Below are 15,735 nucleotides of genomic sequence, written 5' to 3' on the forward strand. Positions count from 1 at the left end.
CTCCTGGTTCGACTCGACGTCCGAGCTCACCGCGCGTCGCGGCGCGCGAGATCGGACAGATAGCGGTTGTACTCCGCGTGCGCGCGGTCCTCGGGAGACGCGCCGTCGTCGAGGACGTCGTCCGCGGCCGAGCGGGGCGCGGGACGCGGGGGGAGCACGTCGGGGCGGATCTCGGTCGCGCCGCGGGTGGCGGGATCGAGCTTGGCGACCTCTTCCGGATCGCTCTCGAGCACCACGAAGCGCCGGTAGGCGTACACGACGAACGCCGCGAACGCCGGCCACTGCAGTGCGTACCCGAGGTTCTGGCCGGTGCCGTCGGTCGACTCGAACCGCGTCCACTGCCACCACGCGAGGCCCAGGCAGGCGACGAACGCCACCGCGACCAGCACGATGAGTGCGGGCCGGTGTCGACGACGGTGTGGACTGCTCACGAGACGACGGTACCGCGCGGCCGCGCCTCGTCGGCCGACCGTTAGGGTGGCGCTGCACACGCGCGAGTGGCGGAACTGGCAGACGCGCTGGATTTAGGTTCCAGTGGGGCAACCCGTGGGAGTTCGAGTCTCCTCTCGCGCACCCGTTCCGGACCGCGCCGCCCGGGCATGTCGGGCGGACGCGCCGCTTCCTAGACTGACCCGATGAGCAGCGAGCCACGCCGGATCGACATCGCCCTGCCCGAGCTGCGGCTGGCCGCGCTCGCCTGGGGATCGGACGACGGTCCGCTCGCGGTCCTGGTCCATGGGTACCCCGACTCCGCGTGGTCGTGGCGGCACCTCGGACCCGCGCTCGCCGAGCAGGGGTTCCGCGTCGTCGCACCGTTCACCCGCGGCTACGCACCGAGCGACATCCCCGCCGACGGCGACTACCACGTCGGCGCGCTCATGCACGACATCGTCGGGGTGCACCGCGAGCTCGGGGGCGACGACCGGGCGGTGCTCGTGGGGCACGACTGGGGCGCCGTCACCGCGAACGGGATCGCCGCCTGGCCGCGGTCACCGTTCCGGCGGGTGGTGTCGATGGCGGTGCCGCCCGTGCCCGCGATGACCCGGTCGGTCGCGTCGCCGGCGCAGACGGTGCGCATGCTCGCGCGTCAGGCCCGGATGAGTTGGTACATGGCCTACAACCAGGTGCCGCGGCTGGCGGAGGCGTCTCTCGACAGGCTCATCCCCCGGCTCTGGCGCGACTGGTCACCCGGGCACGACCCGAGTGGTGATCTCCCGCATGTCTTCGACGCACTGCCCGACCGTGACCACCGGCGCGCCGCACTGGGGTACTACCGCGCGCAGGTGCGTCCGCGTCGGCCGCAGGCGCGCTATCGCGAGCTGCAGGACTTCTGGCTGAAGGGTCCGATCGTCCCGATGCTCTACCTGCACGGCGCCGACGACGGTTGCATGCAGGTCGGCTACACCCGGGGGGTGCGTGACGTGCTGCCTGAGGGCAGCGCCGTCGAGATCGTCGCGGGCGCGGGACACTTCCTGCAGGTGGAACGACCCGAGGAGGTCAACCGACTCGTCCTCGACTTCGTCGGACGCTGACGGCGGACGCCCCTCGGGCCGTCTCGTGCCCCTGCCCGGGGTGACTCAGTCGACCTGCATCTCGCCCATCGGGCCCCAGCCGTCGGCGCCGATCTTCTCGCTGATGATCTTCGGCGTGTGGGCGAGGTACTGCGGCAGGTCGGCGACCGCGGCCGTGAAGTGATCGCTGTTGACGTGCGCCTCGGCGCCGTCGTCGGCGAAACCCTCGGTGAGCACGTACTCGTTCGGGTCGTCGAGGCTGCGTGCCCAGTCGAAGAACATGTTGCCCGGCTCGGCGCGGGTGCCCGCGGTGAAATCGGCGACGATCGACGGCCAGTCGTCGGCGTGCTCGGGCTTCACCGGGAACTTGACGACGATGAAGATCACGGATGCTCTCCTGGGGTGGTGGTGGACGATTCCCTGCCACGGTACGTGGCGGGGACGATGGTGACCGGAATCCTCACGGGGTGAGGATGGCTCGACCACGGACGTTGCCGGCGTCGAGATCGTCGATGGCACTCTGGAAGTCGTCGAGGGAGTACTTCGCGGTGTGCAGGGTCACCGCCCCCCGCGCGGCCAGCTGCATCAGGTCGCACAGGTCGTTGTACGACCCGACGAGGTTGCCCACGATGTTCTTCTCGGCCGAGATGAGATCGATCGACGGGACGTCGATGTTCTCGCCGTATCCGACGATGTGGTAGTCGCCGGCGCGACGCGTCATCGCCAGTCCTTCTGCGGTGGTGCCGTTCTCGCCCACGAAATCGATCACGACCTCCGCCCCGTGGCCTCCGGTCAACTCCAGCACCTGCTCGACCTGGGTGCCGTCGGCGACGATTCCGCGGTCGGCGCCGATGGACTCGGCGAGCTTGAGGGCCTGCTCGTTACGGTCGACCACGACCAGCTCGGCGGGGGTCAGGGCCTTGAGGACCTGGATCCCGATGTGCCCCAGTCCTCCCGCCCCGATCACGACGCAGCGGTCGCGCGGCGTCAGTCTCCTCGCCGCCTTGGCCGCTGCGTGGTACGCGGTGAGGCCCGCGTCGGCGAGGGCCGCGATGTCCGCGGGTTCGAGCGAGTCGTCGATCCTCACCACGCTGCGCGCGGAGGTCTTGATGTAGTCCGCGTATCCGCCATTCGTGTCGATACCGGGGAACGCGTTGACCTCACAGTGCACATCGTCGCCGGACCGGCAGGCGCGACACAGGCCGCAGGTGATCAGCGGGTGCAGGATCACCTTGTCGCCCTCGGCCACATGGGTGACCGCGGAGCCGACCGCATGGACCCAGCCGGCGTTCTCGTGACCGATCGTGTACGGCAGTGTGACGCCGGACTTCTCGGCCCACTGACCCTCCAGGATGTGGAGGTCGGTGCGGCACACACCGGCACCGCCGATCTTCACGACGACGTCGAACGGGCCGGTGGGTTCGGGCACCGGGACCTCGGTCATCTCGAGTTTCTGGTGGTAGCCGACCACCTGGACGGCGCGCATCGTGGACATGGTCTCTCCGGTTCTGTGGGGTGGGTCAGGACGCCGCGCGCACCGTGAGGGCGTCGAGCGGGACGAAGGTCGGGTCGGCGGGCTCGTCGGCGTACCGGGTACCGAGAAGGCCCCTGCACCAGTGGGCATTTCCCTCGATGGAGATGCGGGTGGAACGCGCCCGACGCAGGGCATGGGTCACCGCGTCGGGCGCGTAGCCCCTACCGTCGGCGTCGACGAGGACCAGGTCGTCCGGTTCGGTGCCGAGACCGATGGCGTGCCGGCGGCTGCGCAGTGAGCGCGTGGCGTCGTCGTCGGGGAGATCGCCCAGGCGAACCGCGCCGAGGTGTTCCTCGGTGCGCTCGGGATCGGTGCGGAGCAGCCCGGTGAGGCAGCGTTCCATGGCCGCGGTGTGCGCCTTGCGCGCGAACGTGGCACGCAACTCGTCGAGATCGGAATCCGCCTCGTGCCGGAATGTCCCGCGGTATCCGGCGTCGGCGGCCAACCCGGTGTTGATGATCTCCGAGTCGTGGTGGTCGTCCAGTTCGACGACCACCACCGACGTCCACGGCAACGCGGTGAGGGCGTCCTTGGCGTCGGACGCCATGAGGTAGGCGAAGTTCGGCGCGCAGAACGAGGTGGGCAGGCGCAGATGGACCTCCACCGCGCCGTCGGCGCCGGCGTCGATCGACCGCACGAAGCCGAGGTCGGTGATCGGTTCGTCGAGTTCGGGGTCGATCACCGCGTCGAGGGCTCGGCGGATCTCGGCGTGCCGGGTGGTGTCGAGGGTGGGAGCCGACATCATGCACCGACCATCTCGTCGGCGCCCCGGGGGCCGGTGGCGGTCTCGTCGGCGTCGGGCAGCTGCAGTTCGGCGGGCACCGGGATGTCGTAGAGCTTGGCCGCGTTGAGCCCGAGGACCTTCTTCTTCTGGTCGGTGGTGATCTTCGGGTACTCGCTGAGCTCGTCGGGGATCTGGAAGTCGACGAAGCCCTCCACCAACCACTTCGGGGTCCACAGGGCGTAGTCGGAGGAGAAGAAGATGCGGTCCTCGCCCAGCCAGTAGAGGAGCTCGCCCATGATCTGCGCGAAGTACTTGGGGCGGGTGTGCATGAAGGGGATGGCCACGGCGAGGCCCGCGTAGACGTTGGGCTCCTGGGTGGCGATCCAGCAGAAGTCCTCGAGGCGGGGGAGTCCGCAGTGCTCGACGACGAAGTTCAGATCGGTGAAGTCCGACGCCACGTGGTCGACATCGGCGACGTCGAACGCGTCGCGGTCGAGCGGTCGGATGGTGGGGCCCTTGTGGACGTGGATGTTGCGGATGCCGAGCTCGCGGCACGCCTCGAAGTACCGGTAGGCCCATGGGTCGTCGAGCTTGTAGCCGCGCGACTCCCCGTGCCATTCGGCCGTGTAGAGCTTGACGCCCTTCAGGTTGTACTTCTCGGCGTCGAGCCGCAGCTGGTCCAGTCCCTGCTCGCCGTTGCGCGGGTCGAAATGGTGGTTGTAGGTCAGTTTGTCCGGGTGCGCGGCCGCCAGCTCCGACGCCTCGTCGGTCTGGCCGAACCCCTTGTAGTAGAACTCGCCGAGATGGGCGGGCTGGAAGATCGCATGGTCGACGTGGCCGACCTCGAACAGGTCGTGCATCAGTCGGTCGCCGCCCTGGTAGAGGTACTCCTCGTAGCTCCACAGCTCCGACTCCGGCGACAGGTTGCGGTGGTAGTCGTAGAAGCAGTCGATGAACTGCTTGCCGTGGATGTTGCGCTGGTTCTCCGCGCGCGCATCCCAGAGCGCGATGTGTGCGTCGACGATGAAGTAGTCGGCGTCGGGTGTGTGATACATGTCGACCTCTCTGACGCATGTGATCAGTGCCACACGTCTGGTGCGACCGTAGGCAGCGGTCCGCGGGTGATCGAGGGGGCGACCGTCTCACTTTGAGACACCCCCTGAGCTGCCGGACCGTCGACCCACGCTCTTGTGGCACCCGTGCGGCATTTCGGAGGCCGAGTAACCTGGGTCACATTCGGAAGGGGTGATGGATGTGGCTCAGCCGCCGGCATCTCGGCGCGATCTCACGCGGGTCGGTACGTCGACCGGCGAGCGCCGACTGCTCGCGTCGTGGCGGCGGTCGGCCGAGTACGGGGTCGCCGACGACGCGGTCACCCCTGCTTTCACCGGAACCCACGACCTGGACTCGCTGTTCTGGTCGTGCGGCACGGAGGTGCTCACCGACCTCTCTCACACGCTGTCCGGCGAGCCCGTCGGACTGATGCTGACCGATCCCGACGGTGTCGTCCTGCACCGCGCGAGTGGGGACTCGTCGTTGCTCGGCGCACTCGACGACGTGCGTCTCGCGCCGGGGTTCGCCTACTCCGAGCGCGAGGTCGGCACGAACGGCCTGGGATTGGCCCTCGCCGACCGGACGCCGACCCTGGTGCGCGCCGAGGAGCACTACGCGCAGAACCTCAGCAGCTTCACGTGCGCTGCGGTCCCGGTGATCGACCCGGCCACCGGGCGGGTCGAGGGCTGCGTCAACCTGACGACCTGGTCACGATCGTCGCCGGATCTGCTTCTCGCACTGGCCCGGTCGGCGGCCGGGACCACCGCCGCCCTGATGGGAGCGCGATCGGCGGGCCGGCGTGCGCGACCCGTCCCGCGCGGGACCGTCATGCGCATCGACCTGCCGCGCCTCGAGCCCGGGGCGGGCACACTGCGCGGGTTGTCGCAGGCGTGGCGCGACGTCGTGGACCGTGCCGAGCGCGGACTGCGCGGCGGGCAGGTCGTGGCCGCAGTGGGGGAACGGGGCTCCGGACGTGCCACCGCGCTCGCCCAGGCCGCCCGTCGTGTGCGTCCGCGCGACCGCATCCTCTCCGCCGCGCCGCCCACCTCCGGCGACGTGGTGACGTGGCTCGACCTGTGGCTGCCGGAGGTCGGCAAGGACCACACCGCCGTGATCGTCCGTGACGTCGACCGACTACCCGACTGGGTCGCGGTACGTCTCGCCGACCTGCTCGGCCGACGACCCGCCGGCGACGTACCGGTGGTGGTGACCGCGGAACACCTCGAGGACGTCCCGATGGTCCTCCGGTCGGCGATCGACGCGGTCGTCGACATGCCGCCGTTGCGTGACCGACCCGATGACATCGCGCCGCTCGCGGCGCATCTCGCGGAGACTGCGCGGGGACGGGCCGTCGACATCGCTCCTGCCGCGGAACGTGCGTTGGGGGCCTACGACTGGCCGGGCAACGTCGGCGAACTCGCCGACGTCGTCCGATCGGCAGCACTGCGGGGCGACCGGATCGACGTGGGATCCCTGCCGTCCGACGTCCTCGCCGGTGGCGGTCGACGTCTGTCGCGGATCGAGGCATTCGAGCGCGGCGAGATCGTGCGGGTCCTCGCGTCCGGGCCGCCCAGCATGAACGACGCCGCGCGGTCGCTGGGGATGAGCCGGGCGACGTTGTACCGCAAGATCACCCACTACGGCATCACCACGACGGTGGGCGCCTGACGACACCCACCGTGGGTGCCTACTTCGTGTAGAGCTTCTCGATCTCGTCGCCGTGCGCCTCGTGGATCACGTTGCGCTTCAGCTTCATCGTCGGCGTGATCTCACCGGACTCGATCGAGAAATCGCTGTCGAGGATGGTGAACTTCTTGATCTGCTCGGCCTTGGACACCTTGGTGTTGGCCTGCTTCACCGCCTCGTCGATCTCCGAGCGCAGGTCCTCGTTGGTCGCGAGGTCGGCCATCGAGGTGTCGGCGGGCAGCGAGTGTCGCTCGAGCCATCCGGGTGCGGCCTCTTCGTCCAGGGTGATCAGGGCGGCGATGAACGGCCTGTTGTCGCCGACGACGAGGCACTGGCTCACCATCGGGTGTGCGCGGATGGAGTCCTCGAGCGGGGCGGGGGAGACGTTCTTGCCGCCCGCGGTGACGATGAGTTCCTTCTTGCGACCGGTGATCTTGAGGTAGTCGTCCTCGAGGGTGCCGATGTCGCCGGTACGGAACCACTCGCCGTCGAACGTGTCCTTGGTGGCCTCCTCGTTGTGCCAGTAGCCGGAGAACACCATCGGGCCCTTGAGGAGCACCTCGCCGTCGTCGGCGATCTTGACCGCGGCGCCCGCGACCGGACGTCCGACGGTGCCGACGCGCTGCGCCTCCGGCGAGTTGACCGTGACCGCGGCGGTCGTCTCGGTGAGGCCGTAGCCCTCGTACACCGGGATGCCGATGCCGCGGAAGAAGTGTCCGAGGCGCTCACCGAGCGGGGCGCCGCCGGAGATCGCGTCCTCGCACTTGCCGCCGAGCGCCGCGCGCAGCTTCGAGTAGACGAGCTTGTCGAACACCGTGTGCTTGGCCTTGAGGAGGATGCCCGCGCCTCCGGAGTCGAGCGCCCGCGAGTACTCGATCGCGGTGTCGGCGGCGCGGTCGAAGATCTTCCCCTTGCCGCCGTCGTGGGCCTTCTGCTTGGCGCTGTTGTAGACCTTCTCGAACACGCGCGGCACCGACAGGATGTAGCTGGGCTGGAACTTCTCGAAGTCGGCGATCAGGTTGGGGATGTCGTTGGTGTGGCCGAGGACGACGCCGCTCTCGATGGCGCCGACGGCGACCATGCGGGCGAACACGTGCGCGAGCGGAAGGAAGAGCAGCGTCGAGCGGCCCTCGCCCATCACGTGGCCGAGCGTCTGCCGGACGCTCTCGCACTCGCCGAGGAAGTTCGCGTGGGTGAGCGCGACACCCTTGGGGTTGCCCGTGGTCCCGGACGTGTAGATCAGTGTCGCCATGTCGGAGGCGTGCATCCCCGCCCGGCGCCGGTCGAGCTCGGCGTCGTCGACGTCGGCGCCGCGCTTCGCGAGGACACCCAGGACGTCGTCGTCGATGACCAGCGTCTCGCGCAGGCCCGCGGCGTCGACGACCGCGGCGTGCTGCTCCTTCTGCTTCGCCGACTCGACGAGCAGCATCGTGGTGCCGGAGTCGGAGAGGATGTACTTGACCTGGTCGGAGGCCGAGGTCTCGTAGATGGCGACGGTGGCACCACCCGCGCGCCAGATGGCGTAGTCGAGGACGGTCCACTCGTAGCGGGTCGAGGAGAGGATCGCGACGCGGTCGCCGGCCTCGACGCCCGAGGCGATCAGGCCCTTGGCGGTGGCGTCGACCTGATCGGCGAACTCCGCGGCCGTCACGTCCGTCCAGCGGCCGTCGACGCGGCGCCGGAACAGCTGCAGGGAGCCGCGCTCCTCACGCAGACGGATCGGGCGGTCGACGATCGTGGTGTCGTCGTCCACGACGATCTCGTGCGGACTGGTCGCTGCTGCGGTCACGGGGAGCCTCCGATCGAGAGTGGTCGGCCGCCGAGAAATCGGACAATCCGGTCCGGGCGACGATGTGACACAGATTACGCGTGCCCGGGCACCGAGAACCGTAGCAACGGGCGATGAAACGATTCCGACAGGGTGTGTCATGGATCGCCTGTCGACGATGCGAGCGACACCGGCCCCGGCGACTAGAGTGCTCCGTGCAGGTCGGACACAGCTCACCGGGGGAACAGGGCACGGTCCGACGATTCGGATCGACGGCCGGGTGGCCGGGAACAGTGGGTGTGTGGCGTGGACGGCAGTGTGTCCGACGGACAGAACGACGGCGAGCGCAGCGGCGCCGGTGACACGGCGCCGGACGTGACGTTCGCCGACCTCGACATCGCCTTCCCGGTGCTGCGGGCGCTGGAGGACGTGGGGTATGAGACCCCGTCGCCGATCCAGGCCGAGACCATCCCACCGCTCATGGCCGGACGCGACGTCGTCGGGCTCGCGCAGACCGGTACCGGCAAGACCGCGGCCTTCGCGGTCCCGGTGCTGTCGCGGATCACGACCGACGGAAAAGCCCCCAAGGCGCTCGTGCTGGCGCCGACCCGCGAGTTGGCGCTGCAGGTCTCCGAGGCGTTCGGCAAGTACGCGGCCCACCTCCCCGAGGTCCGGGTGCTCCCCATCTACGGCGGACAGTCCTACAGCGTCCAGCTCTCGGGCCTCCGCCGTGGCGCGCAGATCGTGGTGGGCACCCCCGGGCGTGTCATCGACCACCTCGACAAGGGGACGCTGGACCTGTCACAGCTGGAGTTCCTCGTCCTCGACGAGGCCGACGAGATGCTCACGATGGGCTTCGCCGAGGACGTCGAGCGGATCCTGCGGGACACCCCCGACTCCAAGCAGGTGGCGCTGTTCAGCGCCACCATGCCCAGCGCGATCCGTCGGCTGGCGCAGAAGTACCTCGACAAGCCCGTCGAGATCACCGTCAAGGCCAAGACCGCGACGGCCCAGAACATCACGCAGCGCTACCTGCAGGTCTCCCACCAGCGCAAGCTCGACGCGTTGACACGGGTGCTCGAGGTGGAGACGTTCGACGCGATGATCGTCTTCGTCCGCACCAAGTCCGCCACCGAGGAGCTGGCCGAGAAGCTGCGCGCCCGGGGGTTCTCCGCCGTCGCGATCAACGGTGACATCCCGCAGGCGCAGCGTGAACGCACGATCGCCGCGCTCAAGGGCGGGTCGGTCGACATCCTCGTCGCCACCGACGTCGCCGCCCGCGGCCTCGACGTCGACCGCATCAGCCATGTCGTCAACTACGACATCCCCCATGACACCGAGTCGTACGTGCACCGCATCGGCCGCACCGGTCGCGCCGGGCGTTCGGGCAACGCGCTGCTGTTCGTGTCACCGCGCGAGCGGCACATGCTGCGCTCGATCGAGCGCGCGACCCGGCAACCGCTCACCGAGATCGGGCTCCCGAGCGTCGACGACGTCAACGCCCAGCGGGTGGCGAAGTTCGGTGAGTCGATCACCGAGAACCTCGGATCCGACGACCTCGACACGTTCCGCAAGCTCGTCGAGGACTACGCCCGCGAGAACGACGTCGCCATGGCCGACATCGCCGCGGCGCTGGCCCTCGAGACCCGCGACGGCGGCTTCTTCCTCACCCCCGACCCGCCCGCCGGCGAGCGCGCGCAGCGCGGGGACCGGCCCGAGCGGCCGCGTCGGGAGGGTCAGCCGCGGTTCGCGACCTACCGGATCGCCGTCGGCAAGCGCGATCGCGTGACCCCGGGCGCGATCGTCGGAGCGATCGCCAACGAGGGTGGCCTGACCAGGCAGGACTTCGGGCACATCAGCATCCGCAACGAGTACAGCCTCGTGGAGCTGCCCGACGACCTCGGACGCGAGACGTTGACCGCGCTGCGGTCGACGCGGATCAACAACAAGCCGATCAACATCGGGGTCGACCAGGGTCCGCCGCGGCAGCGGTCGTCGGCGCGCACGCACCGCGACGGCCCCGGCCGACGAGGAGCGCCCAAGGTGGCCGGCCGCGGCGGCGGACGGCACTGATCCCGTCCCTCCCTGACCGGTGGATCACGGCCGCGTAACACGGGGCACGCGTTGTGCGACCTACCGGGGAGAGTCGTCGCGACCCACGGGTCGCCGACGTTGAGAGATCGGGACACGAGGATCGGTGAGTCCACATGAGCACGGTGGATCGCATCTCGGCGGCGGAAGCCGCCGAACACACGCAGCACGGCCAGGCGGTGGTGCTCGACGCCCGTCCGCAGGTGGTCCGTCACCAGGGCTCGCTGCCCGGGGCGGTCGTGGTGGAGCCGACCGACCTCGTGGACGCGCTGGCGCCCACCTCCCCGCGCCGGATGGCCTGCATCGCAGGACTCGACACCGAGATCGCCGTCGTGTCGGTGCGGGCCCACGCGCGGCGGATCGCCGAGCAGATCGCCGGTCTCGGATACACCAACGTGCGCTGGGTGGACGGCGGGTACCCCGCGTACCGGTCCGCGCTGCACCCGGGCTGATCGTCGGGGCGGTCGAGCTCACCCCGCCTCCCGCCGAGGTGAGCGGTCGATGCGTTGCGTGTTCGACCAGGTCACCAGGTAGCGTTCTACCTACTCGGGTCGAGTGTCGACCTGAGGTTGACCTCGAGGGAGAGCGGCGACCTCGACCGACGGTGGTGCGGGCGAAGAGGACCTGATGACCGAAGCGATGTCCGGGGACGACCGGCGGGGCCGCGTGCTGCGCCTCCTGCAGTTCCTGCACGAACTCGTCGCGGCCCGGTCCACCGTGGTGCGCGACGTCGGGGACCACCCGTCGGTGCTGTGGGTCGGCGACGAGTGGAACCTGCCGGTGAAGGCGAAGGCCGCGCCCGGCTCCACGCTCGTCGAGATCCGCGCCGACGGGCCCGCGCCGGAGGCGTACGCGCTCGCCGCCGCGATGCTCGACAGTCTGGCCGAACGTCCCGAGTCGCTGGAACTCGTCCTCGCCGCAGGCCTGCTCACGGTGTCCGACGTCGAGGCGCCCGACACCGAACCCACCATCAATCAGCACCTGCTGACGCAGTCGGTGGTCGCCGAGCACGACCACACCGAGGGCGTCATCACCGTCCGCCTCGTCGGCGACTCGGTGCCGCGCCTGCAGGACGGACTGCTGCTCGGCGGGGTGGAGGGATTCGACCTCGGCCGCTCGGCCGCGGTGGCCGACGCGCTCGCCGGCGTGCCCTCCGTCGTCGCGGCCGGTGTCGACGACATCCTCGAGACATGGCGCACCACGGTCGCCGCGGGGACGGACGTGTCGATCGCCACGCGACCGGCCCTGGTCCTGCGCGACCGCGGGTCGGGCGCGGTGCTGGCCTACTACGAGACGATGATGACCGCCCTGCGTGAGGAGTCGGCCGACGTCCCGATCGGCCTGGCGCAGCTGGTGGAGCCGATCGAGGCCCCGGAACGGCTCGACCGCCTGGCCGCGAGCGGCGCCATGAGCGCCGGCGAACTCGTCGAGGACGCGCTCTATCCGCTGCCGTCGAACGTCGAGCAGCGCGACATCCTCGCTCAGCTCGGCGTCGACTCCGGTGTCGTCGTGGAAGGCCCGCCAGGGACCGGCAAGACGCACACCATCGCCAACCTGATGTCGGCCCTGCTGGCCAAGGGACAGCGTGTGCTCGTCGTCAGCGAGAAGGCGCAGGCGCTGCAGGTGCTGCGGGACAAGCTGCCCGCCGAGCTGCGCGAGCTGGCGGTCGCCATCACCGACGTCACCAAGGACGGCTCCGCGTCGCTCGCCGAGAGCGTCGCGGCGATCGCCGCGCGCAAGGGGACCTTCTCCGAGCGGGTCGCGACCTCGGAGATCAAGAACCTGCGGTCCAAGCGGGACCAGGCGCGGGCCAAGCGGGAGCAGATCCTGCGGGAGATCTGGCAGCTGCGGGAGTCCGAGACCGAGAAGCACGAGTGGGTGGCGCCCGGCTACAGCGGCACCGCCGCGCAGATCGTGCGTGCCTGCCAGGACGTCGCCGACCGGTACGACTGGCTGCCCGGCCCGCTGGACGCGGTGCTCCCGCCGCTCGACACCGACGAGATGAGTCGGCTGCTCACGCTGCTGCGGGAGCGCGACGACTCGTGGGCGCGGCGTCTGGGCCAGAAGCTGCCCGACCTCGAGGACCACCTGCCGGACTCGGTGGCGCTGGAGGCGATCTGCGGACGGGTGCGCGCACAGCCGCACGAGAAGATGGCCGGCAACGGGTCGCTGCTGGCGATCCTCGCCGACGTCGACAGCGCACGTCTGTCCGCCATCAAGGCACAGTGCGACCGCCTCGCCGCGGCGGTCCGCGAGGTCCGCGGCTTCGACGCGCCGATGCAGGACATGACCGAGCGGTTGCTGTCGGGATCGGCTGCGTACCTGTGGAACCGGGTCACGCAGATCTCCGCGGTGATCGACGAGGCGACCCAGCGTGACGCCGCGATCGGCACGCACGACGTCGTGGTCGACCCGATCCCTCCCGGCGCCGCCGATGTGTTCGCCGACGCCGCCGAGCACCTCCGCTCGGGCGGCACCTGGCGGGGTCGGTTCCGCAAGTCGCCGCAGCAGCGCGCCGTCGAGGCCCTGGATGTGACCGCGACCGTCGACGGGCGTCCGGCCACGGATGCCGCGTCGCTGCAGATGGTCGCCGACCACCTGCGCGTGCTCGAGAACGTGGCCACCGTGCAGGCGGTCCTGGCCGACGTCGACGTCGACGTCGACACGTCGGGGTCGCGGTCGGCGCAGCTCGGTCGACTGGTCTCCCTCGACGAGCAGCTCGGGTGGGTCTCGGAGTTGCTCACAGGTCGCGACGCCCTCATCCGGCGGTTGGAGTCGATCAGCCCCGGCGGGCCGCGACCCAAGAGTGTCGACGAGGTGGAGGAGGTGGCCCGTCAGACCGGTGCCATCGCCGCCACCAACGATGCCGTCCTCGCCCGGCGCGAGCTGGAGGACGCCGCGCGCAGCCTCGCCGCCGTGACCGACCAGGGCCCGTCCGAGGAGGCCGACGCGCTGGTCGCCGCGCTGACCGCGGCCGACATCGACGCGGTCAAGGACGCCCGCCGGGCCTTCACGGTCGCGCGTGCGCAGCGGGACCGGCAGGGCGCCCTCGACCTGCTGGAACTGCGCCTCAAGCAGAAGGCGCCCGGTCTGCACCGGGTCCTGGTCGACACCGCCGACGACACCGCGTGGGACGCGCGGCTGCGTGACCTCGGGGACGCCTGGTCGTGGCGTCGTGCCTACTCGTGGGCGCAGGAGCGCAGCGATCCCGACCGCGAGTCGCGGCTGGCCGCCGACCTGGACTCGGTCGAGGCCGACATCGCCCACTTCACCGCGGGCCTCGCCGCCGCGGCGGCGTGGCGGGAGTGCCTGGAGCACATGACCGTCACCCAGGTGCAGGCACTGCAGTCCTACCGGGACCACATCACCAACCTGGGCAAGGGATCCGGCAAGCACGCCGAGCGGTTCCGCACGGCGGCGCGCTCGGCGATGACCCAGGCGCAAGGTGCCGTGCCGGCGTGGATCATGCCGATCTCGCAGGTGCTCTCGTCGATCGCGCCCGAGCAGGACTCCTTCGACGTCGTCATCGTCGACGAGGCGTCGCAGGCCGACATCACCAGCCTGTTCCTGCTGTGGCTGGCACCGCGGGTCATCGTCGTCGGCGACGACCGGCAGTGTGCGCCCGGCGGTTTCGGCGGCGCGGGGCTCGACGAGGTGTTCGCCAAGCTCGACAGCTACCTGCACGATGTCCCGCAGTACATGCGTGACAGCCTGACCCCGCGGTCGAGCCTGTTCTCCATGCTGCGCACCCGCTTCGGCCACGTGGTGCGCCTGCGGGAGCACTTCCGCTCGATGCCCGAGATCATCGAGTACTCGTCGCGCCAGTTCTACCCGGACTCGCCGCTGGTGCCCGTGCGGCAGTTCGGCGCCGATCGCCTGCCGCCGCTGCGGTCGGTGCACGTCCCGGACGCCGTCGCGACGGGGGAGGGCTCGGCGCTGACGAACGTCGACGAGGCCGACGCCCTTGTCGCGCAACTGGTCCGGTGTCTGCGAGACGATCGCTACGACGGGCTGACCTTCGGTGTCGTCGTGCTGCAGGGGCAGCGTCAGGTCGACGTCATCACCCAGAAGCTGCGGTCGGCGATCGGTGTGGAGGAGTGGCACGAGCGGGCGCTGCGGGTCGGGACGCCGCCGGACTTCCAGGGCGACGAGCGCCACGTGGTGTTCCTGTCGATGGTCGTGTCCACCGACCGCAACCCGGTGTCGTTGACGCGCAGCGAGTCCCAGCGCCGCTTCAACGTCGCCGCGTCGCGCGCGATGGAGCAGGTGTGGCTGTTCCACAGCGTGTTGTCGGAGGACCTGCGGCCCAACGACCTGCGGTACTCGTTGCTGACCTACCTCGAGCGCACCCAGAACGCTCTCGTCGACCCGATGCCGACCGACATCGGGGCCACCGAACGAGCGGAGCCGTTCGAGAGCCTCTTCGAGCAGAAGATCTTCGGCGAACTGCGGGACCGCGGGTACCACGTCGTCCCGAAGGTGTCGGTGAACAACCGCGTCATCGACCTCGTCGTCACCGGTACCGACGGACGTCTCGCCGTCGAGTGCGACGGGGACGAGTTCACCAGCACACCCGAGCAGGCCCGCGCCGACATGGAGCGCGAGCGCGAACTGCGTCGCTGCGGCTGGCGTTTCTGGCGGGTGCGGGAGTCGGAGTACCTGCTCGACCCCGAGCGGGCGCTGGCGGGCCTGTGGTCCGAGCTCGAGGCCCGCGGGGTGCACCCCGAGACGGTCGGCGCCGGTGAGGATGTCGGCAGCGCGCAGCCGTGGGAGCCGATCGACCTCGGCGGTGACTGACCCTCCCGTCAGGCCGTGATCGCAGCCCGGATGGCCGCGGCGGTGGCGTCGGGATCGGGGTCGCGGCGTGTGACGAACCCCTTCGCGAACGACAGCCGGTCACCGTGGTGGCGCGGCACGACGTGCATGTGCGTGTGGAACACCGTCTGGAACGCCGCGCGCCCGTCGTTGAGGACGAGGTTCACCCCGTCGGCGGCGATCGTCGACGCACGCAGAGCCGCGGCCACGCGACCCGCACCCGCGAACACCGCAGCACCGTCCTCTGCGGGGAGACCGGCCAGGTCCGGGGTGTGTCGGCGGGGGATGACGAGGGTGTGGCCGGGCTTCACCGGCCGGATGTCGAGGAACGCGACCACGTCGTCGTCGGCGTAGACCTGCCGGGACGGGGCCACGCCGGCCACGATCGCGCAGAAGACGCAGTCCATGCGGTCACAGTACGAACCGCCGGAGACCGCGGTCGACGCGGCCGCATTCGATAACGATTTGATGACGAAACAGCTCCACCTCGGAGATCAGACGCCCGATCGCGTCGCGGCGCGCTGACCTGCGCCGTGCCGGACCACGTCACCGG

The 15,735-nt window shown here is 70.2% G+C and carries 12 protein-coding genes and 1 tRNA gene; 6 read left to right on the plus strand and 7 right to left on the minus strand.

Annotated elements, in window-relative coordinates:
• Window positions 1–26: 26 nt before the first annotated feature.
• Window positions 27–431: a transcriptional regulator gene (locus Q1A98_RS12495; protein ID WP_299573913.1), complete on the minus strand. Its 405-nt coding sequence runs from the start codon at window positions 429–431 to the stop codon at window positions 27–29.
• A gap of 60 nt (window positions 432–491) precedes the next feature.
• On the opposite strand from Q1A98_RS12495, the gene Q1A98_RS12500 reads away from it, so the two are divergent.
• Window positions 492–573 (plus strand) — tRNA-Leu (locus tag Q1A98_RS12500).
• A 62-nt stretch (window positions 574–635) separates the two neighbouring features.
• The gene (locus Q1A98_RS12505; protein ID WP_299573916.1) at window positions 636–1,532 is read left to right on the plus strand and encodes an alpha/beta hydrolase; all 897 of its coding nucleotides are present in this window, start codon (window positions 636–638) and stop codon (window positions 1,530–1,532) included.
• Window positions 1,533–1,577: 45 nt separating this feature from the next.
• Here the strand turns inward: Q1A98_RS12505 and Q1A98_RS12510 are convergent, their stop codons facing one another.
• The 4 genes from Q1A98_RS12510 to Q1A98_RS12525 form a co-directional block, all read right to left on the minus strand.
• Window positions 1,578–1,898, minus strand: a complete 321-nt coding sequence (locus Q1A98_RS12510) for a putative quinol monooxygenase (RefSeq protein ID WP_299573919.1) — start codon at window positions 1,896–1,898, stop codon at window positions 1,578–1,580.
• Between the two features lie 73 nt (window positions 1,899–1,971).
• Window positions 1,972–2,997 (minus strand): NAD(P)-dependent alcohol dehydrogenase, encoded by a 1,026-nt coding sequence (locus Q1A98_RS12515; RefSeq protein ID WP_299574649.1) that lies wholly within the window; start codon window positions 2,995–2,997, stop codon window positions 1,972–1,974.
• 34 nt (window positions 2,998–3,031) lie between these two features.
• On the minus strand, window positions 3,032–3,790 hold the full coding sequence (locus Q1A98_RS12520; protein ID WP_299573921.1) for an iron-sulfur cluster assembly protein: 759 nt from the start codon (window positions 3,788–3,790) through the stop codon (window positions 3,032–3,034).
• Window positions 3,787–4,824, minus strand: coding sequence for an amidohydrolase family protein (locus Q1A98_RS12525; protein ID WP_299573924.1), 1,038 nt, complete (start codon window positions 4,822–4,824; stop codon window positions 3,787–3,789). The genes Q1A98_RS12520 and Q1A98_RS12525 overlap by 4 nt, the downstream gene beginning before the upstream one ends.
• A gap of 193 nt (window positions 4,825–5,017) precedes the next feature.
• Here Q1A98_RS12525 and Q1A98_RS12530 point away from each other — a divergent pair, with 193 nt between their 5' ends.
• Window positions 5,018–6,490 carry a GAF domain-containing protein gene (locus tag Q1A98_RS12530; protein WP_299573927.1) on the plus strand — a complete coding sequence of 491 codons (1,473 nt, stop codon included), beginning with the start codon at window positions 5,018–5,020 and terminating at the stop codon, window positions 6,488–6,490.
• Between the two features lie 19 nt (window positions 6,491–6,509).
• Here the strand turns inward: Q1A98_RS12530 and Q1A98_RS12535 are convergent, their stop codons facing one another.
• Window positions 6,510–8,297 (minus strand): long-chain fatty acid--CoA ligase, encoded by a 1,788-nt coding sequence (locus Q1A98_RS12535; protein WP_299573930.1) that lies wholly within the window; start codon window positions 8,295–8,297, stop codon window positions 6,510–6,512.
• 354 nt (window positions 8,298–8,651) lie between these two features.
• Here Q1A98_RS12535 and Q1A98_RS12540 point away from each other — a divergent pair, with 354 nt between their 5' ends.
• From Q1A98_RS12540 to Q1A98_RS12550, 3 genes are all read left to right on the plus strand, one after another.
• Window positions 8,652–10,349: a DEAD/DEAH box helicase gene (locus Q1A98_RS12540; RefSeq protein WP_299574651.1), complete on the plus strand. Its 1,698-nt coding sequence runs from the start codon at window positions 8,652–8,654 to the stop codon at window positions 10,347–10,349.
• 134 nt (window positions 10,350–10,483) lie between these two features.
• Window positions 10,484–10,819, plus strand: a complete 336-nt coding sequence (locus Q1A98_RS12545) for a rhodanese-like domain-containing protein (protein WP_299573933.1) — start codon at window positions 10,484–10,486, stop codon at window positions 10,817–10,819.
• A gap of 175 nt (window positions 10,820–10,994) precedes the next feature.
• Window positions 10,995–15,164 (plus strand): AAA domain-containing protein, encoded by a 4,170-nt coding sequence (locus Q1A98_RS12550; protein ID WP_299573936.1) that lies wholly within the window; start codon window positions 10,995–10,997, stop codon window positions 15,162–15,164.
• An 8-nt stretch (window positions 15,165–15,172) separates the two neighbouring features.
• Here the strand turns inward: Q1A98_RS12550 and Q1A98_RS12555 are convergent, their stop codons facing one another.
• Window positions 15,173–15,589, minus strand: coding sequence for an HIT family protein (locus Q1A98_RS12555; protein ID WP_299573939.1), 417 nt, complete (start codon window positions 15,587–15,589; stop codon window positions 15,173–15,175).
• Between the last annotated feature and the right edge of the window lie 146 nt (window positions 15,590–15,735).

It is taken from the genome of uncultured Williamsia sp. (genome assembly GCF_947494875.1).
Lineage (GTDB): Bacteria > Actinomycetota > Actinomycetes > Mycobacteriales > Mycobacteriaceae > Williamsia_A.